We start from the raw sequence: 25,189 nt of genomic DNA on the forward strand, positions 1-25,189 counted from the left end.
GCGTCGGCCCCGGCGTCCGGATGCCGGCGTCGGCGCTGCCTGTCTCAGCTGTTCGTGCGGACCACCTCGGCGGGTTCCGCCGGTGTGACGGCTGCCTGCGCGGCGGTGCGCCGGCGGGTGAGGCGGCGGGCGAGTGGCTCGGTCCAGCGGGCGGTGAGCGGCCCGATGATGACGAGGATGAGGACGTAGGCGGTGGCCAGCGGACCGATGCGGGGCTCGACCCCCACGGCCAGGCCCGCGATGACGATGGAGAACTCCCCGCGGGCCACCAGTGTGCCTCCGGCACGCCAGCGGCCCGCGGTCTTGATTCCGGCGCGGCGAGCCGCGTACCAGCCGGTGGCGATCTTCGTCAGCGCGGTGACAACGGCGAGGATGAGGGCGGGGACGAGGACGGGCGGGATGTCGGCCGGGTTGGTCGAGAGTCCGAAGAAGACGAAGAAGACGGCGGCGAAGAGGTCACGCAGTGGTGTGAGGAGGCTGCTGGCACCTTCGGCGACCTCTCCGGACAGTGCGATGCCGACGAGGAACGCGCCGACGGCGGCGGACACCTGGAGTTCCTGTGCGATGCCGGCGACCAGGAGGGTGAGTCCGAGGACGACGAGGAGGAGCATCTCGGCGTTGTCGGAGGAGACCGCCTTGCTGATCAGGCGACCGTGGCGCAGGGCCAGGTAGAGCACGGCGGCGACCGTGCCCAGGGAGATCAGCAGGGTCAGGGATCCGCCGGCCAGGCTGACTCCGGCGAGCAGCGCGGTGAGGATCGGCAGGTAGACCGCCATGGCCAGGTCCTCGATGACCAGGACGCCGAGAATGACGGGGGTCTCGCGGTTTCCGAGACGTCCGAGGTCGCCGAGGACCTTCGCGATGACGCCGGAGGAGGAGATCCAGGTGACACCGGCCAGCGCCACGGCGCCGACCGCTCCCCAGCCGAGGATCAGCGCGGCGAGGGCGCCGGGAACCGCGTTGAGTACGAAGTCGACCGCTCCGGACGGGTACTGCGTCTTGAGGTTGATGACGAGGTCGGAGGCGCTGTACTCCAGCCCGAGCAGGAGCAGCAGCAGGATGACGCCTATCTCGGCGCCGGTGGCCACGAACTCCTCACTCGCCTGGAGCGGGAGGATGCCTCCTTGTCCGAAGGCGAGGCCGGCCAGCAGGTAGAGAGGGATGGGTGAGAAACCCACGCGTCCGGCGAGGCGCCCCAGGAGGCCGAGGGCGAGAATGATCGCCCCGAGTTCGATGAGCATGGCAGTCGTGTTGTGCACGGGCGTCTATCCTCCGATGATCAGTTCGGCGACGGCGTCTACGCCTTCCCGGGTTCCGACGACGACGAGGGTGTCGCCGATCGCGAAACGGAAGTCCGGGGTCGGCGACGGGACAGCCGCGGTCCGGCGCAGAACGGCGACGATGGAGGCGCCGGTGCGGGTACGCGCCTGGGTGGAGCCGAGCGTGCGTCCTGCGTACGGCGAACGTTTGGTGACCTCGATGTGCTCGGTGACCAGGTCGATCTCGACCTGCTGGTGCAGGTGGGCCACCGGGTCGTCGGTCAGCAGGTTCGCCAGCGCGGTCGCCTCGTGCGGTGTGAGGGTGGCCGCGTCTTTGCAACTGTCGTCGTCCTCGGGGTCGTGGAAGGCGAGGATGCGCCGGCCGTCCTGGCGGACGACGACCGAGAGGTGGGGGCCGGCACCGGTTTCCAGGTCGTAGCGGGTGCCGACTCCGGGCAACGACGTTTTGCGGGTGTGGGTGGAAGGCTCCATGACGTGCTCCAGAAGGGCGCGGATCGGGGTGTGCGGCCGACGGGGTGCCGCGACGGCTCGGACCGCGTCGCGACACATGCCTGTGCTGCTCGCCCGGGAAGGCCCGTGCGGCATGTGCCGGACGGGCCGGACGGCGTCCGTGCGCTGTCAGCGCACGCAGCCGATGCGCGCCCCTGGCCTGGTCCGGCAGGGGCAGCGGTCCGGGGCGTCAGCGGCAGCGCAGGCGGCAGGTATCCGGCACGCTGCCGCGCGCGGCGTTCTCGACGCGCACCGGGACGGGTGGCGGTGCCGGTGGGCGACAGACCACCGCGACGGACAGATAGAGGGCGTGGCTTCCTTGACCCATGTCACGCCCCCCTTGCCCGCTCGGTGCCATGGCCGTCAGCCGCCATGACTTCACGTAAGCATTCACCCGCTCAATGGAGCGTAATGCTTCGGCAAAGGATTGTAGCGCAGGAAGAATGGCGCAAATGTGATGTTGCTAGTGCACAGGGGGAGAAGAAAGGCGCCGTTGGATCCGCACGTTCAGAAAGACCGAGGCCCGTTGCGGTGTGCATGACCAGCACCCGACCTGCCGGGGCGACGCCGCTCGGGGTCGAAGAGGTGTCCGGCGGCCCCGGCGACCACGAGGCCTGACGTGATGAGTATGCCGTCGCTGATCACCACACCGAGGCCGAGCAGGGCGACGCCGACAGCCAGGGACGACCACGCGCAACCGCGCCGGTACTCGCGAGGCCGGCACGGCCTGCCGCTCTGCATGGCATGTGCGAACCTCGGATCCTCACTCCGCATCCGGGCGTCCATCTCGTCCAGGAAACCGTTGCCGTGGCGGCCGGCCATGGACCCTCCCTCCCACTCCCCCCACGTCGTCCGTCACCGCGCCGCCCCGCGGCGGGGCGGGCGCGGCCCAGAGAAGACTGATGCCGGTTCCGTCTCCAGAATCGCGCGGCCCCGCGGCCGCCGCCATCCGCAGCGACACCCATTCCCCGGGGTACGGGAGGTGTACGTGGGCGGGTCACCGGTGCGCAGGACCACCGGAACGCGCCACGCCCCCGCTGCGGACGCAGCGGGGGCGTGGGACCGCGTGGGCGGGGTGTGGCGGTCTACTTGCGCTGCCACACGTCCGCGACGGCCTCACCCACAGCCGTGGGGTCGGGCCTCACGGCTGCTTCGGGAGCCCCACCGCTCGGCAGCTGGTGCAGACCGGGCAGCAGCTGTGCGGCCAGCAGCGTGGCCAGCGCCGAGGTGTCGCCGCCGGCGGAGCCGTCCGTGCGCAGCACCACCGGCTGTGGAGCCTTGCCGGCGAGCACGGCGCCCACGTCCAGCCTGCGCCGCGCCAGCTCGTACTGCAGTACCGCACGGTTGTCGCGGTAGGCCTGCGCGAGGGTGCGCTGGGCGCGCGCCTCGTTCTCGGCCGCGATCAGCCCGCTGCGGCCCCGGGTCTCGATCTCGAAGCGCACGTTCTGCGCCTCGGTCTCCTGCTCCTCCAGGAGCTGCGCGACCTGCTCCCGCGCCTTGTTGAGTGCCGCCTTCACCTCGACGATGCGCGCGTCGCGCACCTTCTTGGCACGCTCGATGTCCATCTGCAGGCTGTCGATGCGGCGCTTGCGGGAGAGCCCCCACTCCTGTTCGTACGCGGTGGCCTCCTTGGCGACCCGCTCGCGGGTCGCCAGGTGCTGCTGGTACTGCGCGGGCAGTTGCACGTCGGGGATGTTGGCACCCGTGATGCGCACGCCGTAGCGCGAGAGCTGCCGGTTCAGCAGCTCCTGCATGTCGGCGACATCCGAGCCCCGCAGGTCGTACGCCTGCTCGGTGCGCACGTGGCGGCCGCGCTGCCGGATGGCGTCCTGCACGGCGTTGGAGAGGACGAGGTCGAAGTTGCCCGCGCCGATGGTACGCACGAACAGCACGGCGTCCGTGATGCGGAACTTCAGGAAGAACTCGATCGCGCGCAGCGGCACGTTCTCCCGCGTCGGGCAGGCCACCACCGGTGCCGAGTACGGGATCTCGGTGGCCGTGTCCACCACGAAGTCCACCCGCGACCAGGGATGCCACAGGTAGTGCCGACCCGGGTCCAGGGTGCGCGTGATGGCACCGTACCGGGTCAGGATCCCGTTGGTGCCCTGCTCGATCTCCACGATCGAGGAACGCCACCACCACAGCGCCCCGACGACGAGGAAGAGCAGTCCGCACACGAAAGTGACGGTCGCGAGCGTGTCGAACACCTCGCCCGCGGTGCCGTCCGGGGACTGCGCACTGGCCATGGCGCCGCTGGCCACGGCCAGCAGACCGAGCCAGCACGGCACCATCCACCACACACGGCGGCGGTGCTTGGGGATGATGACGGGAACGAGTGTGCCCGCCTCACCGCCGCGCAGAAGTTGCGGAATGTCACTCCAGGGCGCCACCTCCTCCGAGATGACGGACCTGCGGCTGCCCACCGCCGTGCTCATTCGGACTCCCCCCAGACATCATCGCTCGGCCCGAAAGGACCCTCGGCGCCGTTCCCGGCCCCACGCCCGCTTTGCTCCGCGGCGGATCGACCGCCGTTGTCCCCGCCTCCGCCGCGCTCGCTGTGCGGCCCCGCGTCCTCGGGCACCGGCACCCCACCGCCGCCCGTCTGCGCGGGCACGGTCGGCTGGTCGGCCTCGCGCAGCGCGCTGATCTCGGCTTCCCGCTCCTCGATCCGGGCCGACACCTCGGCCAGCCGTGCGCGGACCGCTGCCATGTCCTCCTGCGAGAACAGCTCCCCGCCCCGCTCGCCGACCAGTTCGCGGGCGAGCGACAGGAAGTTCACGCCCACGGCGCCGTCCGCGCCGTCGTCCGCACCGCCGATCCGCACCAGCCGGGGCAGGTGGTCGGCGACCTGCTCCAGGGTGTCCAGCACCTGCTGCTGGTAGCGGTACTCCAGGATCTCCGGCGCCTCGGCGGCGGTGACCGCGCGGATGTCCAGTGCCTGCGCTTCCAGCAGCGCCGCGTTGGCCTTCGCCTCGGACTCCGCCTGCACGTAGCGCTGCCTGGCCAGTGCTCCGGCGCGATTGGTCTCGCGCTCGACGGAGGTGTCCATCTGCGCCTGGTACTGCGCGATCTCCGCCTGGATCGCGGAGAGTTCCTCCTGCTGGGAGGCCAGCTCCTTGGTGAGGTCGCCCTCGTCCTGCTCCTTGCGCAGCTGGAGTGCGTACTCGTGCGTGTAGGCCTCCTTCGCGACCCGCACCATCTCCGGGGAGGCGAGGTCCATGCGGTATCCGCGATCGGCGGGCTCGGCGTGTGTGATGTTGGCGTTCGTCAGCTCGACAGCGGGCCGGAACTGCTGGTTGAGCTGTTCGAGCAGCCTGCCGGTGTCCTCGCCCACCATGTCGTAGATACCCGCGGCCTCCTGCTCGTAGATGAGGCTGCGGATGGTCTCGCTGACCGCGTTGCTCAGCTTCTCCTCGAAGCCGCGCACCGCACCGAGCGTGTAGACGAACTCCACCGGGTCGCTGATCCGGAACTGGATGAACAGGTCGATCGACGCCTTCACCCCGCCCCGCGTCGGCGCCTCGCGCACGGGCGCGTTGAACGGGTACTCACGCGTGGTGTTGATGATGTACGAGACGCGTTTCCACGGGTTGAGCAGGATGACCCGTCCCGGGCCCACCACCTGTTCCAGCTTTCCGAACCGGGTGATCAGCGCGTGGCACCCGTCCGGCACCATCACCATCCCCTGCCGCCACCACACGAAGGCGACAGCGCCGAGGGACAGCACCCAGTAGTGGACGCCGAACAGCGGATTGACCAGCGGACTGCTGTCGGTGAACGACGAGATGGCGGAGGTGATCGCCACGCCGATCAAGCCCACGACGAGCAGCATCGAGACCGGCAGCATGGTCATGAACGACCGCCCGCGCGGCAGCACCATCGGACAGATGCGGTGCACCTGTTCCAACCCGTCGCGTTTGAGCGCGCTGTGGTTGAGTTCCTCACCGGCCTCGTCGAGCGGCACCGTCTTCTGTTCCATGACGGTGTCGATGGAGCCGCCCTGTTCGCGCGCGGCGGGGAAGTCCGACGGGTCGATCCCGTCCTCCCTGCGCTCCCCGTCCTGGGCCGCGCCGCCGGCCCTGCGGCGCACCTCGCCCTCAACCGCTTCGCGCGCGTCGGCGCCCTTGGTCACGGCCCGTGCGACTCTGCGCACACTCTCCCGTGCCACACAACCCCCTTGTTCATGTGGGACGCGTGTCGCACGCCCCCGTTGCTCTGCACCTGCGAGGGGCCTCACCCAGAACGCGGTGAAGTAAAGGATTCATCAAGGCCCCCGGTAAGCGGCTGCTTCCCCGTTGCCGGCGGTTAACACATATGCCGCGCGATCAGATGCCGGGTCAGGTCCGGTGCCACCGACGCGGGGTCCGGTCTCGGGCCGGGCGCGAAGACACCCGCGGGTGTCTTCGCGCCGGACATGTGGGTCACGCCGCCGCGCTCCCCGCACCGCGAGCGATGTCCTGGGCAAGCCCCGCGGCGTTGCTGTGCGACACGACGATCTCGTCGACATCAGCGCCCGCGGCCGCCCTGTCGAGTACGACCCGCACCCCGGGCTCGCCGCGTCGGGCCGCGACCAGTTGACGCGTCCCGGTGAAGACGCCCCACACGCCGATCTTCGCGAAGAAGGACTGATAGCCCATGCGGCCTCCGCGGGTCTCGCGCAGCGGTCGCTCGACGCACGCGACCTCACGCACGGCCGCCAGCGGAACCGTCACCGACCGCCTGCGGGCCCACACGCTCTCCCGACTGCTGAACTCGACCGTCAGTGAGTCCCGGTGCACCTTCATCACTGCCATGGACGCTCTCCCCCTCTCGTCCGGCACCGCGGAGGGCGCCGTCCCCGATGAGCAGCTGTTCTAGTAAATGTATAACAGATAAAGTGGACTGGTGCACCTAGTACTCGACCTCGACAGTGAGGTGCCGATCTACCAGCAGATCCGGGACCGCGTGGTGGAGGCCATCGCCGACGGCCGGCTGCCCGGTGGCACCTCGCTACCCTCCACCCGGCAGCTGGCGGTGGACCTGGCCATCAACTTCCACACCGTCAACAAGGCCTACGACCTGCTGCGCCGTGAGGGCATCATCAGGATCAACCGCAAGAGCGGAGCCGTGGTGCGCCCGGACGCGGGCCGGGGCCCCGCGGACGCGGAGGGGGCGGCGCACTGGGAGCGGCGTGCCCGCACGCTTCTCGCCGAGGCCGTGGTGCGCGGAATCCCCCGGCACGAGGTCGTCGACCGGGTGCGGGCCGTCCTGGACGGATTCGAGACGCCGGAGGACGTCGGCTGAGCGGTGCGGACGCCCGGGGAGTTTCCGACCGCAGGCTTCAGGCGAGCAGTCCGGCGGTCGCGAGAGCGGCGGAGCCGGCAGCGACCAGTACGACGATCATGCCGGTCAGTGCCCGCGGGTTGCCGAGGTTGAGAGTCCAGCCCATGCCGACGCGAGACGGCACGAGCACCGCGGGGTCGCCGCCGTTGGCGTAGACAGTGCCTCCCGCATACCAGTACCGGTCGTCGTCCCGCTGCACGAGCCCGGTGCCCTCTGGGTCCGCCGTGTCCACTGCGTCCACTGCGTCCGCTGCGTTCGCTGCGTTCGCTGCGTTCGCTGCGTCCGCCGTGTCCGCTGCGTTCGCTGCGTTCGCTGCGGCTTGCCCTTCCACGAGCCGCCGCCCTCCGGGGCCGACCCTCACGACGAGGCCGGCGACGATGCCGAACGTGACGAGGGCCGGGATGCCGACCACGGCGAACAGCGGCGCCTGGGAGCGGTCGCCGGACCACACCATGACGGACAGCCCCAGCAGCATGACGTCGACCACCGCGCAGATCGCGAGCAGGGCACGCGAGGTCGTGGCCAGAAAGCGACGGTGGCGTGCCACCCCGGCCGCCGGCCGTGACGCCTCCAGATCGGGCCGCGAGCGCAGCAGGGCGGCGACGAGCGCGAGCATTGCCGCACTTCCCACGAGTTGGCCGAACACCGGGCTGAAGGCCGTCCAGAAGGTCGTGGCGACCTCGTGGTGGCGCGTCCCGTCGCCTGTGCGTGTCGGTACGGCCAACGTGTCGGGCAACGCCGGGTAGACGGCAGCGCCCACCGCGACGGTGGCCGCGATGACGAGACCCGACGGAACCGCCCACGCCCACGGGACGCGCACAGGATCGGTACGCAGCGAGGTGTCGGCCACCACCCCCTGCCGCAGCCCCGCGTACCACTGCTCGCGCTTCTTCGCCCCGGCCAGGGCTCGGTGCGCGCGCAGCCACATCACGGCTGCGACGGCGCACAGCAGCAGGCCCGGCACCACCACGGCCGCGACACCCTCGAGGAGCGCGCCCTCTGCCGCCGCTGCCGCCGTGGCGACCGCGGTGGCCCACAGCACCGCCGCGCGGTACCGCCGGCGTACGGCGCCGACCTGCGGGTCTTCTGCCCGGCTCGGGGGCACCCGGACACCGAACGGCACCGTTCCCGGGCTCAGCAGGGCGCTCGGTGCCGCGTAGAGGGCGGCGCCCAGGAGCAGGAGCAGACCCGCGTTGAGGAGCGAGCTGACGAGCACGGCGTTCACCTGTTCCGTTCCGTACCGAATCATTCCGCCCCACCGGGCTCAGGACGCCACCGGTGCCGCGGTGGCCTGGACCGTTCGGGCCGAACCGGGAGCCGCCGCGCGCGTCCTTCCGGGCCGGTTCCCCCTCCTCCAGTAGCGTAACCGCGCACGGCGGGCCGTCACGAGTGGCCGCCCCCTCAACTGGGCGATCGCCGCCCGGGGTTCGGCCGGCACGAGGCAGGCCACTTGCCGTTGGCCTTGTACAACCCCGCTCGTCTTGGCATGCTCACTTCGCTTCCATTCCCCCACTGCAAGGGAGCGCTCATGCGTATCAGATCCGCGGCCGTGGCCGTGGCACTCACCGCCACCGGGCTTATGGCCGTCCCCGCGTTGGTGCAGCCGGCCGCTGCCGAGTCCTCCACCATCCACGCCCAGCCGCTCGACGCGGGCCGGGTCGCCCACCAGGTCGAGGCGCTGCCGGGTGGCGCAGCCCGGTCCGTGGACATCACACGTGACGGCTCCACGCTGCGCACCGAGGGCGCGCGCACGAAGGCCTCCAAGACCCTCGACGTCGAGTACCAGGTGCAGGACACCGGGTACTGGTGCGGTCCCGCCGCCACCCGCATCGCCCTCTCCGCACGGACGGCCCCGCCCTCCCAGGCGGACCTCGCCGCCCAGCTCGGCACCGACGAGAACGGCACGGACCACATCGGCCAGGTCACCACCGTCCTCAACAGCAACCTGGGCACGGACTGGTACAAGACCACGGAGATGCCGAACGACCCGCCCACGCAGGAGCAGAAGGACCAGCTGTGGGCCGATGTCGTCAGGGGCATCGACAACAACTTCCCGCTGGTCACCAACATCGTCGCCCCGCCTGGCAACCAGCCTCCCGGCTACCCGTCGGACCAGACGATCTACCACTACTTCACCGTCATCGGCTACGACGACGCCAACGGCAGCGTGCTGATCGCCGACCCCGCCAACTTCGGCGGCAACCAGATCTACTGGCTGTCCTTCGACCAGCTGGCGAGCCTGGTACCGCCCAAGGGCTACGCCGGCTGAGCCCGACCTCCCCTGCGGCGGCCTGCCGGACGCAGCCACCGCAGGGGCGCCTCCCCCACCTCCTCGGGGCTCAGCGCAGCGCTGCCAGGACGGCGTCGCTCGTCGAGCACCACACACGGCGTGCCTCGCCGAAACCCGCTTCCCGCAAAGCCTCCAGATGCCAGGCCGTGGTGACGGGGCGGTCCTCGCGGATCTGTCCGTCGCCCCCGGGCTTCGGCTGCCGCGGATCGTCGAACAGGTCGAACCGCCGGCGGGCCTGCTCCGCCAGGGCGGGATCCCGGGCGACGCTCGTCCACCACGCGCGCCAGTCCTGCGCGCCCGCGGCGAGGTCACGCTCCTTGCGGGCGGCGTGGTAGGTCCCCAGTGCGGCATTGAGCCGGGGCGCCTCGTCGTCGCGCATGTGGTCGGCGTTGAGGAACACGCCGCCCTCGCGCAGCACCTCGGCGATCCGGCCGTAGGCGACGCGCAGCGCGTCCGCGGTGAGCCAGTGCAGCGCCGTCGCCGTGACCACGGCGTCGTAGGGGCGGTGCGGCAGCGCGTCGGGCCAGTGCGGGTCGGTCAGGTCCGCCGTCACGAACTCCACCCTGTGCTCGTCGCGGAAGGTGCCCTGCGCGACGGACAGCAGCACCGGATCCAGGTCGAGGGCGGTGCTGCGTGCGCCGGGCAGGCGTTCCAGCAGCCGGGCGGTGATGCTGCCGGGTCCGCAGGCCAGGTCCAGCACCACGGGCTTCGGACCCGCCACCGCCTCGACGACCTCCAGCATGACCCGGAACCGCTCCTCGCGGTCGGGCATGTACCACTCCTGCTGCCGGTCCCAACTGGCCTGCCAGGCCTGCCAATCGGTCGTGAGGGACGTGTCGGTCACTGTTGTTCCTCCTGTGTCGCTGTCATGGGCCGACGCCGTCGCTGTCATCGGCCCCCGTGCGGTGGCGGCTCAGCCCATCGGGTGCGGTCCGGCTTCCGCCGGGAGAGCTGTCCGCCGCCGCTGTCCCCTCTCCTCGGCGTCCAGCAGGCGCCGCGTCGCCTCGGAACGGGGCCGCGCCAGTACCCGGGCACACGCCCCCGCCTCGGCGAGACCACCGCCGTCGAGCACCAGCAGCCGGTCCGCGACACGGCGCATCAACCGCAGGTCATGGCTGATCCACAGCACGGCTGTCCGGGTGGTGCGCAGGTGCTCCACGTGGGTGAGAACGCGTTCGGCGGTCTCCGCGTCGAGCGCACTGGTGATCTCGTCGCACACCAGCACATCGGGCCGGGCCAGCGCCGCGCGGGCGAACGCGGCGCGCTGGAGCTCGCCGCCGGACAGCGCGCCGGGCGGCCTGGCGGCCGTCCGAGGCGGTACGCCGAACTCGCACAGCAGTGCGCCGGCTTCTTCACGGGCCTGGTCGACCGTGCGGCCCCGCAGCCGCACAGCGGTGCGCGCCACCTGGTCGATAACGGTGCGCCGGGGGTCGAACGAGTCGTGGACGTCCTGCCACACGTACTGCACCCGCCGTTTCTGCTCCCTGTCGCGGTGCACGAGAGCCGGCAGCGGCGCCCCGTCGAGCAGGAGGTCGCCGCCGAGGCGCTCGTGCAGTCCGGCCAGGCACCGCGCCAGGGTAGTCTTTCCGCTTCCGGAGGGACCCGCAACCCCCACGCACTCCCCCGCGCGAAGGCGGAGCGAGACGTCGTGCAGCACGTTGTGTCCGCGCCGACGGTGCCAGGCGAAGAGTGAACGTGCTTGGAGCAGCGGCGTACCGTCCGGGCGCTCTTCCCCGCTATCTTCCGGGTGCTCTTTCGCGCCACCGTCCGGGTCTTCCCCGCTCTCCCGCACGGTGACAGGAGCGGGGGCGGCGGGCAGTACCGCCTCGGGTGTGCCCCGCGCGGTGACACGTCCCGCTTCCAGTACGACGGTGTCGTCCGCGAGCGCGCGCACCATCGCGTGATCGTGGCTGAGGAGCAGTATCGCAGGGCCCGAACGGGCCAGCCGGGCCAGCTCGCGGGTGAGGGCCGCCCGCGTCACCGTGTCCAGGCCGGTACCCGGCTCGTCCAGGACGAGGGCCCGAGGGCCGCAGGCGAGTACCTCCGCGAGCGCCACGCGCTGCTGCTGCCCGCCCGAGAACTGGTGGGGGAAGCGCCGCAGCACCGGCCGCTCCGGCGGCAGCTGCGCCTGCTCCAGCGCCGCGCGGGAGAGGGCACGGGAGGCGTTCCGCCCGCCGCCGGAGGGGGCGTGCAGGGCGGCGAGTTCGGTGAGGACCGCGCCGATGCGCCGGGCCGGGTTGAGCGCGTTGCCCGGGTGCTGCGGCAGGTAGGCCACGGTGCCGCCTCGCACCCCGGCCGCGTGCGCGGTGATGCCGTGGGCCCCGACGACCTCGGTCTCCCCCACCCGCACATGTCCCGACAGCCGTACGCCCGCACCGGCCTCTCCCAGCAGCGCCAGAGCCGTGGTGGTCTTGCCGCTGCCGGAAGGACCGACGAGGGCGGTGACGCGCCCGGCCTCCATCCTCAGATCGACGCCGCGCACCAAGGCTGTGCCGTCGGCGGCGTGCGCGGTCAGCCGCCGGACCTCGATCAGCGGCCGCGTCATGCCCGGCCCTCCTTCCGCGCACCGGGCAGCACTCGGGCCCGGCGGACACGGGTCCAGCGGTCGCGGGCTCGGCGGTCGCGGTGGCCTCGCGGAGGAAGTTGGTCGCGACGGTCCAGTACGCGGTCGCCGAGGAGGTTGAGGCCGACCGTGAACATCAGCAGCATCGCGGCCGGTGCGCACACCGACCACGGCTGGACGAGCAGCGCCTCACGGCTCGCCGCGATGGTCACGCCCCAGTCCGGCGCGGTGGGCTCCATGCCGAGCCCGAGGAAGTTGGCGGCGGCGACGGTGAAGACGGCGCCCGTGACACGGGTGCCGACATCGGCCGCCACGACCGGCAGCACCGAGCCGCCCACGTAGCCCAGCTGGACCCGCAGCCGCGACTCCCCCTGCATCCGCATGGCCTCCGCCACCGGCCCTGCCGCCGCCCGCAGGGCGGCAGCGCGTACGAGACGCGCCGCGACAGGCGTGTTCACGAGTGCCACCGCCATCGTGACGGCCCACGCGTTTCCGTGACGGCCGACCCCGACAAGGCTGATGACCAGCAGCGAAGGGATGGGGAGCACCACCTCGACCGGGCGCATCAGCATCTCGTCCACCCAACGGTGCCGGCTGACGGCGGCCGCGAGCCCCACCGCTCCGCCCACCAGGTAGGCGAGGGCGACCGCGCCGAGAGCGGACCCCAGCGTGCTGCCGCCGCCGCGCAGCAGCAGGGCCAGCACGTCGCGCCCGAGCCCGTCGGTGCCCAGCGGGTGGCGCCCGTCGAGCGCGTAGGGGGCTCCGGGGCCCGAGGCCTCCGCCAGCGGCGCCAGCAGCGGCCCGAACAGGGCTGTCAGGACCGGCACGGCGAACAGCACGGCAGCCGCGACGGTCGTCACAACACCGCCGGTGCCCTTCTTCCCTGCCGTCCATGCCCGTCGCCCGCTCCCCGGGGCCGCGGGCTGCGCCGGTGGGGGCTGCGCGGTGTGTTCGCTCACCTCAGCACCTCCACTCGCGGCGAGAGCCGGTGGGAGACCAGGTCCGCGGCGACGTTCAGGAAGAGCGCGGCCGCCGCCAGCAGCAGCGTGAGCGCCTGGACGGTGGGGACGTCCCGGCTGCGCACCGCTTCGATGAGGGCGGTGGCGGCGCCGGGCACCGCGAACACGGCCTCGACGACGAGGACGCCGCCGAGGAGCGCGTCGCCGGTGCGGGCCAGTTGCTGCACGCCGGGTACCGCGGCGTTGGGCAACACGTGCCGCAGCAGGAGACGCGTGCGGGGCACGCCCAGCCGACGGGCCTGCTGCGCGTAGCCGGAGTTCAGGGCTCCGAGAGTGCCTGCCCTGAACTGCCGGATGAGCTGGGAGACGGTCCGCGCCAGCAGCACGGCGACGGGCAGCACGAGAAGGCCGGGACGGGTGAGCAGATCGCCGGTCGTCGCCCCGATCCAGGTGGAGGGCAGCCAGCCCAGTTTCAGCGCGAACACCGCGACGAGCGCGAGGGAGAGCACGAAGTCGGGGACGGAGCCGAGAGCCAGGGTGACGGCGGTGACCGTCCGGTCGAGCCTGCCGCCCGCCCGGCAGCCGGTGACCAGGCCGAGAACGAGGGCCACAGGCACCGCGATCACTGCGGTGACACCGGCCAGCAGCGCTGTGGCCCCCACGGAGTGCGCGACGATGCCGGAAACGGGTTGCCCACCGGTGAGGGAGGTGCCCGCGTCGCCGGTCAGCAGGTCTTTGGCCCAGTCGAGGAACCGCTGCGCCGGCGGCTGGTCGAGCCCCATCTCGTGGCGCAGCCTGGCGATCTGCTCCGTGCCGGTCTTGTCGTTGAACAGGACGTCGGCCGCGTCGCCGGGCAGCAACGAGGTCAGCAGGAAGACCAGTACGGACAGCAGAGTCAGCTGTGCGATCGCCAGCAGGACGCGGCGCAGCGCGTGGCGTGCCATCAGTCCACCCAGACGGCGTCGAACCGTGCCCACTTGTCGGTGTTGGGCGGTGCGGGTTTCACCCCGTGCACGGTGGTGGAGACGGCGTTGAGCCAGTCGGGGTGTCCCCACAGCACCAGGCCGCCCTCGTCCCGGACGGTGCGTTGCAGCGCACCGTAGGCGCGCGTGCGTGCGGTCTCCTTCTTGATGCCTTGGGCGTGCACGAAGTCCTCGTCGAAGTCCGGGTGTTTCCAGGCGCTGGCGTTCTGCGGGGAGCCGTCCAGGAGCCGCTCGGAGATGTAGGTGGGTATGGGCATGGCCCCGCACCTGTGGTTGCCGATGTCGCCGGTGGTGAGCTGGTCGGTGTTGTAGGTCTCCGGCGGCCCCGAGACGACCTCGACCCTGAGTCCCGCCTCCCCGGCCATGTCGGCGAACAGGTGGGCGGCGTTGACGAACCCCTCGACCACGGTGGAGGTGTAGAAGGTGAGCCGCCGGTTGAATAGGCCGCTGCGGCGGGCGAGTCGGCGTGCCTGGGCGAGGTCCTGCTCGCGCTGCGGCAGGTGGGAGGGGTAGTAGGCGTATCCCTTGCCGTAGAGGTCGTTGCCGGGTTGGGCGCGGTTGCCCGAGATGACCTCGATGAGCCGTTCACGGTCCACGAGGAGCTTGACCGCCATGGCGGCGTCCGGGTCGTCGAAAGGCGGCCTGTCGGTCTTGAGGGCGAAGCCGTCGACGCCGCTGAGCGGGGTCGACACCAGCGCGACGCGGGAGTTGCCCTCGATCAGCCGTGCGAACGTGGGGCTCATCTCGTGCGCGTAGTCGATCTCTCCCGCCTGGACGGCGCTGTTGCGCGCCTCCGACGCGGCCGACAGGATCCGCAGCTCGTCCAGGTACGGGGCGCCGGCCCAGTGGTCGTCGAAGCGGTGGGCACTGAAGGAGCGGCCGGCCTGGAAGGAGGCGAACCGGAACGCGCCGGTGCCCACCGGCTTCTCCGGGTCACGGTAGCCGCGCCGGACGATCAGCGCACCGGTGACCGCGAGCAGCGAGGGGAACTCGGCACTGGGCTTCTTCAGCCGCAGCTCGACGGTCTCCTTGCCCACAGCGCGGCAGCCGCCGAGGTCGAGGGCGGACAGCGAGTTGGCCGCGAGGTGATCCGCGGCGTGCGGGTCGAGAATGCGGTGCAGGCTGTAGAGCACGTCCTCGGGCTCCAGCCGGTGGCCGTCGTGGAAGACGGCCTCCCGCAACCGGAAGCGCCACACCGTCGAGTCGGCGCTGGACTCCCAGCTGCGGGCCAGCCGCGGGACGGGGCGCAGTGTCGGACCGAGCTCCACGAGCTTGTCGAACATCGCCTTGTGGCGGGCGATGTCCACGAACTGCCGCTGCTTGTGCGGGTCGAGCGTCTCCTTGGCACCGGCGCCGGGGAAGGCCGCCCGCAGCACGCCACCGCGCCGCGGGCGCGTGGCCCCGGCCGACGCGGACCCGTCACAGCCCGACAGCAGCGCCGCCGCGCAGCCGCCGCCCGCCAGCCCGAGGATGTGCCGGCGGGTGCGTTCGTCGGGCACGGAACCGCTCCCCCCTTATTGCGCATCGTATGCAAGTGCGGCTTCTGATCATTGCATCCCCCATGGACCGGGGCAAGGTGCTCAAGTCGACGGCACACGGCGGCGGCCCTCGCCTTCCGCTCGCCGCGGCCGCGCGTGCGATGCTTGCCGCCATGACGGGGAGCGTGCCGGGTGACTTCGAGCTGACCATGGACGAGTTGCGCGTGGTGGCGCGCTACGTGGCACGGACGGCTGAGGAGGTGCTGTCCGTGTTCGAGAGCGCGGTACCGCAAGATCCCCGGCCGCGTGCGGCCCTCGACGCCGCGTGGGCGTTCGCCGGCGGTGCGCGGCGGACCAGACTGCAGCGTGTCACCTCGCTGGACGCGCACCGGGCAGCGAAGGAAGCTCCCACCGAGGCCTCACGTCTGGCCGCGCGTGCCGCCGGGGATGCCGCGTCCGCCGCCTACCTGCACCCGATCGCGAAGGCTCACCAGGTGGGTCACATCCTGCGTGCCCCCGCGAGCGCGGCGCGTATCGCCGAGATCGGTGCGGGTGGCGATCCCGAAGCCGGGGACCGGACGATCGAGCGGGCTCGGCAGCGCGCCACACCGGTCCTGGTCGAGGTCCTCCTCCGGTTTCCCCCCGCGCCGGCCGGCAGGAACCGTGTCGCGCAGCTCATGGCCGCCCTGGACGCCTCTCTGCGCGACGTCAGGGCAACTCCCGGCCGGCCTGCTCCTCTTCGGCAGGACGGGGAGAACTGAGCCGTACTACGCTGCGGCGGGGCAGCCCCGACGAGCTGCGGGCGACGGGAAGAAGCGCGGAGGCCGGACCTTGAAGGACCATGAGTGAGGCCAGGCTCGCCGAGCTCGCCACGCTGGCAACGGTACGTATCGGGCCGGTTCAGGACCCTCGTGCCCTGTGGGGCAGCGGGTTCTTCGTCGCGCCTGGCTGGGTCCTCACGTGCTACCACGTGCTCGAGGAGCGGCTGCCTCCCGAGGGAGACGGCCGCCTGCTCGTCCAGGGCCCGAAGCACCGATGCGCGGCCAAGCTCGCCTACCGCCCCTGGACGGAGCCGGTGGACGGGACGGGGGCCGGCCCCGAACACGACCTCGCTCTCGTCCGGTTGCTGGAGGACATCGACCATCCGTGCGTCTGGCTCACGGACCGGTCCGATCCGCCCGGCCGGCTGAGACTGTACGGCTGGCGCGTGGGCGACGGCGGCCAGCCCCGTTCGTGGAGCGGGCACTGCCACAGCAACGGCACCGATAGCGACCACGGAATCACTCTCGGCTCACTGCACTCGATCCCGCACGGCGCGTCGGGCGGACCGGTCGTGGATCAGGACTACGGTGCGGTGGTCGGCGTCGTGAAGGCGCGGAGACGGCACGGGGACGGCGGGCTCGCCATCCGCTCCACGGCCCTGCGAGGGTTCGCCCGGGCCGTACCCGTGGCCGGGGAGACGGCACTCGGAGAGGACCCGTTCAGGGAACTGATGCGCCGGCACGACCACTGGCACGGGCAGCGAAGCGCCGCCGCTTCCTGGGCGCGTGCACAGGAGGAGCTGGGGAGTGCGGAGGCCGAGCGGAGCTGGCGGCCGGATGACACGCTCGCGGCTCTTGCCCGTGTCTCGGCTCTGCCGCCTCCCGCCGACCGCGGCCTGGTTCCCCGGATGATCGAGGAAGCGCTGGGCGGCGAAGAGATCTGGCTCGAGGAGCCCGGGGACTGGCGGGAGGGGCACGGGCGGCTGCGAGAGCGGCTGCAGGGCCGGTCGCACCCGGCCGAGGACGTGGTGTTCCTCCATTATCTGTGGCTGGTCTCGCAGGTGCATCGCGATGCCGCCCCCGAGGAGTCGGAGGGGTTGGAGCGCTTCGTGCGGCACCGCTCGAGCGAGCTGGGGCCCAAGGGACGCAGTGTGCCGGATTCTGCGTACCTGCCAGACGCGTTGCGCAGCGCGATGGCCGCTCCCCGGGCTGCGGTGCCAGGCCAGGACGCGGCGGCGCTCGTCGTGGAGCTCGACCCGGACCACTACGCTCGAGGGCGCTTCCACTGGCGGGTGTGGGCGTGGGACGCGGGCGTCGACTCGCCACGCCTGTGGGCCGAGGAGGAGTCCGGGGAAGGCGCGACACTGGAGGAGCTGCCCCACCGGCTGAGCGCTCCGTTGAGCAATGCGTTCACATGGACCGACCATGGCTCCGCGCGAGCCCGGTTGGAGTTCGCTGTGCCCACCGAGCACTTCGACCTGGACGTGCATCTGTGGCGCTCCCGCCTCGTCGCCCGGAGTCTGCGGCCGCACCCCGCGGACGACCACCCTTTCGGCGTGCACCGGCAGGTCGTCCTGCGTGATCTGCACCGCCGCGGTGCGCCCGCCCCCGAGTGGCAGCAGCGGTGGAGCCTCACCGAGGGCGAACAGCTGGAGGCGCTGCCCCTGGTCAGCCTGGCCAACAGGCAGCTGGAGCACGCTTCTGCGGGCGCCGTACCCCTGCTGTGCCGTCCCGCAGCACAGAGCGCCGGGCCTCTCGGCCAGGTGCTGCGTGCCGGTCACGGTGTCGTCTTGTGGCACCGCACGGCCCACCACGCGTACGGCTGCGACGAGGCCTGTGAACGGTTCCGGGCTGAGACGGCCGCGATGCTTCGCGGGTTGAGTGGCGTGGCGGTCCTGCCGGAGGAAGTACGCCTCCTCCGCGAACGCGTCAGCAAGGACGACGCCCGAGCGGCGTGGGCGGAGGACCTCGCGCTGCTGTACGACGATCCGCGCCGGCCCATCCCCGAGCCAACAGACCGCGTCAGCTCCCCGTGAAGCCGGGGTACGGTCGTCCGACACAAGGAGACAGCACGTGGCCAGCGAAGACAACGGCATCCCGGAGTGGGCGCTCTTCCGTGGGACGGGCGTGCCGCACGACGGCATGGACCGGCTGCCCGCGCCTCCTCCGTGGCGCGACTTCGACGGCGCCCCGGTCATCGAAAATGTTCCGGCGCTCGGCAGCGAGTCGGTACGCCGGCTCGGCACCGCGTACACACGTGGCGAAGAACGCTCGATGCCGTGGCGCCCTGCGGACCTCGAACTGATCAACGCCGCTCTCTACCTGCGGCGCCCGATGCTGGTCACCGGAGGGCCGGGCACGGGCAAGTCCACGCTCGCGCACGCCCTCGCGCACGAACTCGGGCTGGGGCGCGTACTGCACTGGCCGATCGTCAGCCGTACCTGTCTGCAGGACGGTCTGTACTCCTACGACGCCATCGCCCGCCTCCAGGACACGCAACTGGCCCGGCCGGACGCGGCGCGGCACGACCCCGCGGGAGACATCGGCGACTACCTGCGACTGGGTCCGCTGGGCACCGCGCTCCTCCCGTACGCCTCTCCCCGGGTCCTGCTCGTCGACGAACTCGACAAGAGCGACATCGACCTGCCCAACGACCTGCTGAACGTGCTGGAGGAGGGCGAGTTCACCATTCCGGAGCTCGAACGGCTCTCACGTACGGCGGCGGGAGCGGGTACGGAGGTGTTCACCGACGACAGCGCCCGCGTGGTCGTCGAGGGGGGCCGGGTACGGTGCCGGGCGTTCCCCGTCGTAGTGATGACCAGCAATGGGGAGCGCGACTTCCCGGCCCCGTTGTTGCGGCGCTGCGTCAGGGTGGATCTGCCGTCCCCGGGGAACGACCGGTGGGGCAGGGACCGCCTCGCCGCCATGGTCCGCGCTCATTTCGGTGAGGCGGACTCGCATGTCAACGACACGCTCGTCTCTCACTTCCTCTCGAGCAGTCCGGGTTCGGTGCGGGCCGCGGACCAACTGCTGAACGCCATCTATCTGACCCACCATGCCGCGGGTGGCGACGCCGGCGGCCGGGAGCGGATCGCCCAGCGGTTGATGCGCCCTCTCGACCACGGCCGGCACACCGACGACGCTGCCGGGCCGGACTGACGATGCCACCCGTCGACCCGCTCGGGGAACTCGCCGGCCGGCTGCACGGCGCGGGCTTCGAACCAACGGCACGGGAGCTGGCCGAAGCACTGTGGCTGGCCCACTGGGTCGGCCCCGGTGAGGAGACGGGGAGCAGCGACCGCGAGGACGGGGCCGCAGCCACCTCCGGTGCGCCGGGACCGTCGCAGCACGCCGGACGAACGGGGCACGCCGGTACGCCCGGGACCGCCGGCCCCTCCCCCGGCACCGACAAAACCGCGCCGGACGGAAACGCTGCCGTCACACGTCTGTACGCCGAGGGAGCCGATCCGGACGAACCGCGCGACGCCCCGCGTGACGCCCACGCGGAGGGCACCCGGGTCCGCGTTCCCGAGGCGACGGCTCTGCCCCGTCACACCCCGCTGCAGCGGGCGCTGTCGCCCCTGCGGGACTACCGGCCTCCCGTGCGCCCGGCGTCCCGCCACCTGGACGTGCAGGCGACTGCGGAGCGTGCTGCCGAAACCGGGTTGCTCGTGCCGGTGATGCGGACGCAGGAGCGTCACAGGCCGCGGCTCCGCCTTCTGATGGACGTCTCGAACTCGACGGTCCTGTGGGAAACCATGCTCGACGAGCTGCGTCGGGTCTGTGCGACGTCCGGCGCTTTCTGCGAGGTGACGGTGCATCACCTGCGGGAAGGCGGCACCCGGGGGCCCGCTCGTGAGCACCGGCGGCGCGGGTGGCCGTGTGCCAGGGTACGCAGACCAGCTGCGTGACCCCACGGGCCGACAGCTGACGCTCTTGGTCAGTGACTGCGCCGGGCCTCAGTGGCGCGACGGGACGCTGCAGCGGCTCGTCCACGACTGGTCGCGAACCGGTCCCGTCGCCGTCCTCCAGCCGCTGCCGCAGCGCATGTGGCGTCGCACCCACCTCCCCGCTCTCCCCGGTCGCCTTTACGGCCGCCGCGGCAACGACCCACGGCTCGGCTTCGCGCCCCGCCCCGGCCCGGCCTCACGCGGAGACGGACACGGAAGCGCTCGCGAAGGACGTGCCGCACCTGTTCCGGTCCTCGCACCGACGGCGCCGGCGCTGGCCACGTGGGCGCGTCTGCTCACCGGACGCACCCCCTCGTTGCCGGGGGCCGCGGGAGAGGTGCGCTCCGACCACCCCGAGACCGAGCCCGGCCCCCTTGGCGACCTCGAACCCCGCGGCCTCGTGCGGGCGTTCCAGCGCCACGCGTCGCCACAGGCCCTGCGCCTGGCCGCGTGCCTGTCGGCCGCGCCCATGACCCTCCCGGTGATGCGGCACGTCCAGCGCGCCATGCTCCCCGCCTCGGGCCCGGCGGTGCTGGCGGAAGTACTGCTCAGCGGGTTGGTCAGGGCGCAGGGGGCAGAGTACTGGTACCGGTTCAACCCCGGGGTGCGGGACGTGCTGCTCAGAGCGCTGCCAGCCGGCGACGCCCGTGTCGTCCTCAACGTGTGCTCCGAGTACGTGGAACGGCACTTCGGCCGCAGCCTGCACAACTTCCCCGCATACGCACTGACCCCGCCGTCGGACGAGACGGATACGCACACGTGGGGAGACGCACAGCTGCCGGCGGAGCTCCAGCCGTTCGCCGAGATCTCCGCCCTCGTCGCCGCGCGGTGCGCACCCCCCGGGCGATCCGCGTCGGCGCCGAGCGCCCCTCGGCCACCCGCGGAGCCCCCGCCGCAAGCGCAGCCACAGCCACAGGGGCAGGAGCAGGGGCAGGAGCAGGCTTTTGGTGAGGCCCGGGATGCCGTGCACCGGTCCGTCGTCCGCATCGGGCCGGCGCACGACGGAGTGGACGCACCGCTGTGGGGTAGCGGCTTCTTCATCGCGCCCGGCTGGGTGCTGACCAGCGCGCATGTCCTCACTCAAAGGCGAACCACCGCGCGGCGAGGCGAACCGGTCATCGGCGTCACCACGGCAGCCGGGCAGCGGCTCACCGGCGAGTTGGCGTGCGCCCTGCCCGCGCCGCCCGATCCCGACCGTCCGCCCTCGCGGGGGGACGCGCCGGACATCGCCCTCGTTCGAGTGATGACGGCGACGCCTGGCCACCAGGCCGGCAACGGGCCGGATGCCGACTGCCTCTGGCTCAGTGACAAGTCCGATTTCCCGCTGTCCGAGGTGAGCACTCACGGATATGTGTCCGGCCCTTCGGGCGTCGTTTACATGTCCGGTACGGGGGTGGCCGAAGACAGCGGAGAGGGTGGGCGGCTCGTCGTGCACGACAGCTGGCTGCCCTCGGGCGCTTCCGGCGGCCCCGTCATCGACACACGCCGTGCCAGCGTCATCGGCGTCTGCCAGGCCGGCGCACCGCACAGCACCGCATCGATGCAGGTCACGCCGGTCACGGCGTTGCGCGCCTTCTTCGACGAGGCTCCTCGCACGCGGGAGACCTGGCAGGAGGTCCTGCGGGCTCACGACCGCCACCACTGGGCGCGCTTCCAAAGCCCCGGCCCGAGCTGGCCGCGTACGCAGCGCGAGCGCAGCTTCGGCAACCAGGGCTTCACGGCCGACCGAAGGGCCGAACTGTACGCCCTGTTCGCCGAACTGCCGCCGCCGACCAGCGCCGCACAGCTGCTGCGCATGGTGAGCGAGGTACGGGACGAGCTGCTGCTGACCCACCACGAGAGCACCCTGCACGCCCCACGTAGCTGGCGCGAGGCCGTCGGGCTGCTGTGCGACGACGGGAACGCGGACGACCGCGCCGAAGCCCTGGAGGAGGAAGCGGTCGTGTTGTTCGCGGCGAAGGCGTACGTCGCGCTCAGCAGCCCTGACCAGGCCCCGGACCCGGAGCCCCGCGCACTTGACGCGCTGCACACCTGGGTGGAGGCCGCCGGCATGCGACTGCACAACGATGTCCTCCGGCAACGGGTGAGGGCGACGCTGGACATGGCTGACACCACGGTCGATGTCACGCCCGCCTCCGCCGGCGTTCTCGTCGAGATCAGACCCGATCACCACGGCATTGGCCGCCACCCCTGGGCGATCAGACTGGTGGGGGCGAACGGTGAGACCACGCCGGTGCACGCCGACGAGGAAGGGATGCCCCGCACGGAGCTCGGGCGCGGCATCCGGGCGGCCCTGGCCGGCGCCCTCGACCGAGCCGACGCCCACGAGCACCTGACCGCAGTCGGCTTCGCGATGCCCCGAGCGCTGTTCGACGAGCCGGTGGAGACGTGGCGGCTGGATGAACCGCGGCCCGACGCCCCGCTCGCCCCACGCACCCTCCCGCTCGGCCAACGGCACATGGTGGCCGTGCGCGACCAACGGCGCCTGGCTGAACGTCCTTCCCCTGAGTGGCATCGTCGCTGGGCGGCGGTCGCGCGGGGCGGCCCGCTGGAGGCGGTGCCGCTGTGCCACGACGTCCCCACCCTGGGGCACGCACGTGTGGAGAGCGGCTACGCGCTCCACGCCCGGATGCTGGCCACCCCGGAGCATGCCGTACCCGTGCACTGCGCTCGGGTGGACAGCGGCAGCGGAGCGACGGCGATGGCCACCGCACTGGCCACGGGGCACGCCGCGGCGCTGTGGCGCCGCTGCGACGAACAGCACACGGACTGTGCCGAGTTCTTCGCACACGCCGCCGCACTGCTGCAGCGCGTCACTGCTGCCCGCAGCCTCCCCGAACTCGTACGCGAGCTGCGCAACCGCAACGCCGGTGCGGACCCCGACGCGGCCTGGGCCCGCGATCTCGTCCTGCTCTACGACCCGCCGCCATCCAGGCCGCCCTCCTGACGGTTCACTCCCGCGCCGCCGTTGGACCTCCAGCCCGCACGGATCGACGGCGCACTCGCGGGAGGCCACCGCTGTGGGCGCTGCGGATATGCCACGGTCGGCACCGCGTCAGCGTCCGGTCGTGCCGTCGATCAGTTCGCGCAGGATGTCGGCATGGCCGGCGTGGCGCCCGGTCTCCTCGATCATGTGGGTCAGGGCCCAGCGGACGCTCGGCGCGGCTTTGTCCGTCGCGGGGCGCGGCGCCGGCGCGCCCAGGTCGGTGCACTGGTCGAGCACGTCTTCCGCCCGTGCGACCACCTCGCGGTAGCGGGCCCCCACGGCACCGCGGCGCTTCGGGCCGCCGGTTCGGGGAGGCCCTCGACCTTCGTGGAGATCGAGTGCCCGAGGTAATGGAGAAAGCCGCGCAGAACCTCCCTCTCGCTGTCGCCTGTCCGGGGCGGGCCTGCGTCGCCGCGGCGCCTGCGGCTGCCAGCTGGGATGTCGTGCCGGAACGCGACCGCGTCGGTGTTCATCGAAGGCTCCTTCGGCCGAGGCGTGTGTCGCAGTCTTGCCCGGGCCGTCGGGACACGGCACGGCCTCTTGCGGTTTCGGCAAGATGGGCGGCGCTCGTGCGGCGGACACCGCCCTTCGAACGGTGGGAAGCCGGGCCCAGGACATCCCGGGCCCGGCTTCCGGCCGTTCGACATCGCGCCTCAGCGGTGTGTGGGGCGGGAGAGGTAGCGGCCCTGCGGAACGCCCGTGACCTTGCCGTCGGCGTAGATCTGCCGGCCGCGCAGGAACGTGGACTCCACGCTCGCTCCGACCTCCAGACCCTGGAGCGGGGTGTATTCCTGGGCCGACTCGGAGTCCGCCGCCTCAACGGTCCAGGAGCGCGAGGTGTCGACGAGTGCGAGGTCCGCGTCGTAGCCCTCGGCGATCCGGCCCTTGGTGTGGAGGCCGAAGCGCCGTGCCGGTGTCCACGCCGTCAGCTCGGCCACCTTCTGCAGCGGCAGGCCGTGTGCGGATGCCGCACCCGCCAGGCCTGGCAGCAGGTACTCCGTGCCGCCGAAGCCCGACTTCGCCGCGAAGACGTCGCCTGCGGGGTCGCCGAACTTGGTCTCCTCCTTGCAGCACGCGTGATCGCTGACCACCCAGTCGACGTGGCCCGCGACCAGGTGTTCCCACAGCGCGTCGACGTCCTCCTGCGGGCGCAGCGGCGGGTTGACCTTGCCGCCGATGCCGGACGCCGTCTCGACGTTCGCGAGGAGGTGCCCGATGGTGACCTCGCGGCGGAAATCGACCTGCGGGAACGTCTTGGCCATCAGCATCGCCGCCTCGATCGCCTTGCGCGAGGAGAGGTGCAGGAGGTTGATGGTGGGCAGTTCGGTCTCGGCCGCCAGGTAGCCGGCGATGGTGACGGCCAGCCCCTCGGAGTGCGGGGGCCGTGAGGCGCTGTAGGCAGCGAGCCCGTCGAGTGCGCCCTCCTCCTCGACGAGCCTGGTGTACGCGGTCATGATCTCCGCCGTCTCGCAGTGGAGGGACAGGGAGATGGTGTCCGCGAGTTCGGGGAAGCGCCGGCGGGCTGCCTGGACGCCGCGCATGACGAACTCGAAGTGGGCCAGGTCGTACCGCTCGTCGGGCGGGATCATCAAGAACGCGTTCTGGTCGGCCGAGCGGCCGTGCAGCCCGTGGCTGCCGTAGAACATGAAGACCTTGAAAGAGGTCACGCCGAAGCGGTCGATGAGCTCGGGTATCTCCTCGATGTGCGACTTCTGCATGGGGGCGAGGTGGAAGCCGTAGTCGACGTGGGAGCGGCCCTCCGCGCTCTCCAGGACCAGCGGGAAGACCTCCTCGTAGGAGCCGCCGCGGTTCATGTAGTACTGCCCGGTCCGCATGTAGGTGAGTGCGGTGGTGACGCCGCCCTGGGCGCACGCCCTGCTCTCGTTGGCGGTGTCGTCGGACAGCGGGTTGTAGATCCCCCAGTGCTGGTGGGCGTCCACGACACCGGGGAAGGCGTGGAGTCCCTTGCCGTCGACCACCTCGCGTGCCGCGTCGGCCGGGATACCCGGGGCGATGCGGTGGAACACACCGTCCTTGACGCCGATGTCCGACGTCGGGGTGTCGGGCGCGTCGTGGTTCACCAGCCGTACGTTCTTGATCAGCAGGTCCAGCTCGGTCATGGTGCGGT

Annotated in this window: 20 protein-coding genes and 1 pseudogene; 7 read left to right on the forward strand and 14 right to left on the reverse strand. The window is 71.9% G+C overall.

Features of this window, described 5'->3' with window-relative positions; genetic code table 11:
- Positions 1-44 precede the first annotated feature (44 nt).
- From DTL70_RS10090 to DTL70_RS10115, 6 genes are all read right to left on the reverse strand, one after another.
- A complete protein-coding gene (locus DTL70_RS10090) occupies positions 45-1,259 on the reverse strand; it encodes a cation:proton antiporter (RefSeq protein ID WP_114021542.1) in 1,215 nt (404 codons plus the stop codon).
- A 6-nt stretch (positions 1,260-1,265) separates the two neighbouring features.
- On the reverse strand, positions 1,266-1,751 hold the full coding sequence (locus DTL70_RS10095; protein WP_114021543.1) for a cation:proton antiporter regulatory subunit: 486 nt from the start codon (positions 1,749-1,751) through the stop codon (positions 1,266-1,268).
- Between the two features lie 525 nt (positions 1,752-2,276).
- Positions 2,277-2,591 carry a DUF3040 domain-containing protein gene (locus DTL70_RS10100; RefSeq protein WP_114021544.1) on the reverse strand — a complete coding sequence of 105 codons (315 nt, stop codon included), beginning with the start codon at positions 2,589-2,591 and terminating at the stop codon, positions 2,277-2,279.
- A 263-nt stretch (positions 2,592-2,854) separates the two neighbouring features.
- The gene (locus DTL70_RS10105; protein ID WP_114021545.1) at positions 2,855-4,204 is read right to left on the reverse strand and encodes an SPFH domain-containing protein; all 1,350 of its coding nucleotides are present in this window, start codon (positions 4,202-4,204) and stop codon (positions 2,855-2,857) included.
- A complete protein-coding gene (locus DTL70_RS10110) occupies positions 4,201-5,937 on the reverse strand; it encodes an SPFH domain-containing protein (protein WP_114021546.1) in 1,737 nt (578 codons plus the stop codon). Before DTL70_RS10110 ends, DTL70_RS10105 begins: the two co-directional genes overlap by 4 nt.
- Positions 5,938-6,190: 253 nt before the next feature.
- Complete coding sequence (locus tag DTL70_RS10115) at positions 6,191-6,562, reverse strand: hypothetical protein (protein WP_114021547.1); 372 nt, start codon at positions 6,560-6,562, stop codon at positions 6,191-6,193.
- 91 nt (positions 6,563-6,653) lie between these two features.
- Here DTL70_RS10115 and DTL70_RS10120 point away from each other — a divergent pair, with 91 nt between their 5' ends.
- On the forward strand, positions 6,654-7,052 hold the full coding sequence (locus DTL70_RS10120; RefSeq protein ID WP_114021548.1) for a GntR family transcriptional regulator: 399 nt from the start codon (positions 6,654-6,656) through the stop codon (positions 7,050-7,052).
- 37 nt (positions 7,053-7,089) lie between these two features.
- Here DTL70_RS10120 and DTL70_RS10125 read toward each other — a convergent pair whose 3' ends face one another.
- Positions 7,090-8,316 carry a DUF5808 domain-containing protein gene (locus DTL70_RS10125; RefSeq protein ID WP_114021549.1) on the reverse strand — a complete coding sequence of 409 codons (1,227 nt, stop codon included), beginning with the start codon at positions 8,314-8,316 and terminating at the stop codon, positions 7,090-7,092.
- A gap of 303 nt (positions 8,317-8,619) precedes the next feature.
- Between DTL70_RS10125 and DTL70_RS10130 the strand changes: the two genes are divergently transcribed.
- The gene (locus tag DTL70_RS10130) at positions 8,620-9,360 is read left to right on the forward strand and encodes a C39 family peptidase (protein ID WP_114021550.1); all 741 of its coding nucleotides are present in this window, start codon (positions 8,620-8,622) and stop codon (positions 9,358-9,360) included.
- A 70-nt stretch (positions 9,361-9,430) separates the two neighbouring features.
- On the opposite strand, the gene DTL70_RS10135 is transcribed toward DTL70_RS10130, so the two are convergent.
- From DTL70_RS10135 to DTL70_RS10155, 5 genes are all read right to left on the reverse strand, one after another.
- The gene (locus tag DTL70_RS10135; protein ID WP_114021551.1) at positions 9,431-10,225 is read right to left on the reverse strand and encodes a class I SAM-dependent methyltransferase; all 795 of its coding nucleotides are present in this window, start codon (positions 10,223-10,225) and stop codon (positions 9,431-9,433) included.
- Between the two features lie 69 nt (positions 10,226-10,294).
- A complete protein-coding gene (locus DTL70_RS10140) occupies positions 10,295-11,926 on the reverse strand; it encodes an ABC transporter ATP-binding protein (RefSeq protein WP_114021552.1) in 1,632 nt (543 codons plus the stop codon).
- Complete coding sequence (locus tag DTL70_RS10145) at positions 11,923-12,903, reverse strand: ABC transporter permease (RefSeq protein WP_114021553.1); 981 nt, start codon at positions 12,901-12,903, stop codon at positions 11,923-11,925. Before DTL70_RS10145 ends, DTL70_RS10140 begins: the two co-directional genes overlap by 4 nt.
- Complete coding sequence (locus DTL70_RS10150) at positions 12,900-13,847, reverse strand: ABC transporter permease (protein ID WP_114021554.1); 948 nt, start codon at positions 13,845-13,847, stop codon at positions 12,900-12,902. Before DTL70_RS10150 ends, DTL70_RS10145 begins: the two co-directional genes overlap by 4 nt.
- Entirely contained in the window at positions 13,847-15,385 is a 1,539-nt protein-coding gene (locus DTL70_RS10155; protein ID WP_245979204.1) for an ABC transporter substrate-binding protein, read from the reverse strand. The genes DTL70_RS10150 and DTL70_RS10155 overlap by 1 nt, the downstream gene beginning before the upstream one ends.
- A 35-nt stretch (positions 15,386-15,420) precedes the next feature.
- Between DTL70_RS10155 and DTL70_RS10160 the strand changes: the two genes are divergently transcribed.
- The 5 genes from DTL70_RS10160 (at position 15,421) to DTL70_RS10180 (ending at position 23,022) form a co-directional block, all read left to right on the forward strand.
- Positions 15,421-16,125, forward strand: a complete 705-nt coding sequence (locus DTL70_RS10160; RefSeq protein WP_342776477.1) for a putative immunity protein — start codon at positions 15,421-15,423, stop codon at positions 16,123-16,125.
- A gap of 80 nt (positions 16,126-16,205) precedes the next feature.
- Positions 16,206-18,161, forward strand: a complete 1,956-nt coding sequence (locus DTL70_RS10165; protein WP_114021555.1) for a VMAP-C domain-containing protein — start codon at positions 16,206-16,208, stop codon at positions 18,159-18,161.
- A gap of 58 nt (positions 18,162-18,219) precedes the next feature.
- Positions 18,220-19,284, forward strand: a complete 1,065-nt coding sequence (locus DTL70_RS10170; protein WP_114021778.1) for an AAA family ATPase — start codon at positions 18,220-18,222, stop codon at positions 19,282-19,284.
- A gap of 2 nt (positions 19,285-19,286) precedes the next feature.
- On the forward strand, positions 19,287-20,036 hold the full coding sequence (locus DTL70_RS10175) for a hypothetical protein (RefSeq protein ID WP_114021556.1): 750 nt from the start codon (positions 19,287-19,289) through the stop codon (positions 20,034-20,036).
- Positions 20,008-23,022 (forward strand): SAV_2336 N-terminal domain-related protein, encoded by a 3,015-nt coding sequence (locus tag DTL70_RS10180; protein ID WP_147266760.1) that lies wholly within the window; start codon positions 20,008-20,010, stop codon positions 23,020-23,022. Before DTL70_RS10175 ends, DTL70_RS10180 begins: the two co-directional genes overlap by 29 nt.
- 108 nt (positions 23,023-23,130) lie before the next feature.
- Here the strand turns inward: DTL70_RS10180 and DTL70_RS10185 are convergent.
- Positions 23,131-23,501, reverse strand: a pseudogene (locus tag DTL70_RS10185) (mycothiol transferase).
- Positions 23,502-23,714: 213 nt separating this feature from the next.
- On the reverse strand, positions 23,715-25,181 hold the full coding sequence (locus DTL70_RS10190) for a dihydroorotase (protein WP_114021558.1): 1,467 nt from the start codon (positions 25,179-25,181) through the stop codon (positions 23,715-23,717).
- Positions 25,182-25,189 lie beyond the last annotated feature (8 nt).

The organism is Streptomyces diacarni, assembly GCF_003323715.1.
GTDB classification, from domain to species: domain Bacteria; phylum Actinomycetota; class Actinomycetes; order Streptomycetales; family Streptomycetaceae; genus Streptomyces; species Streptomyces diacarni.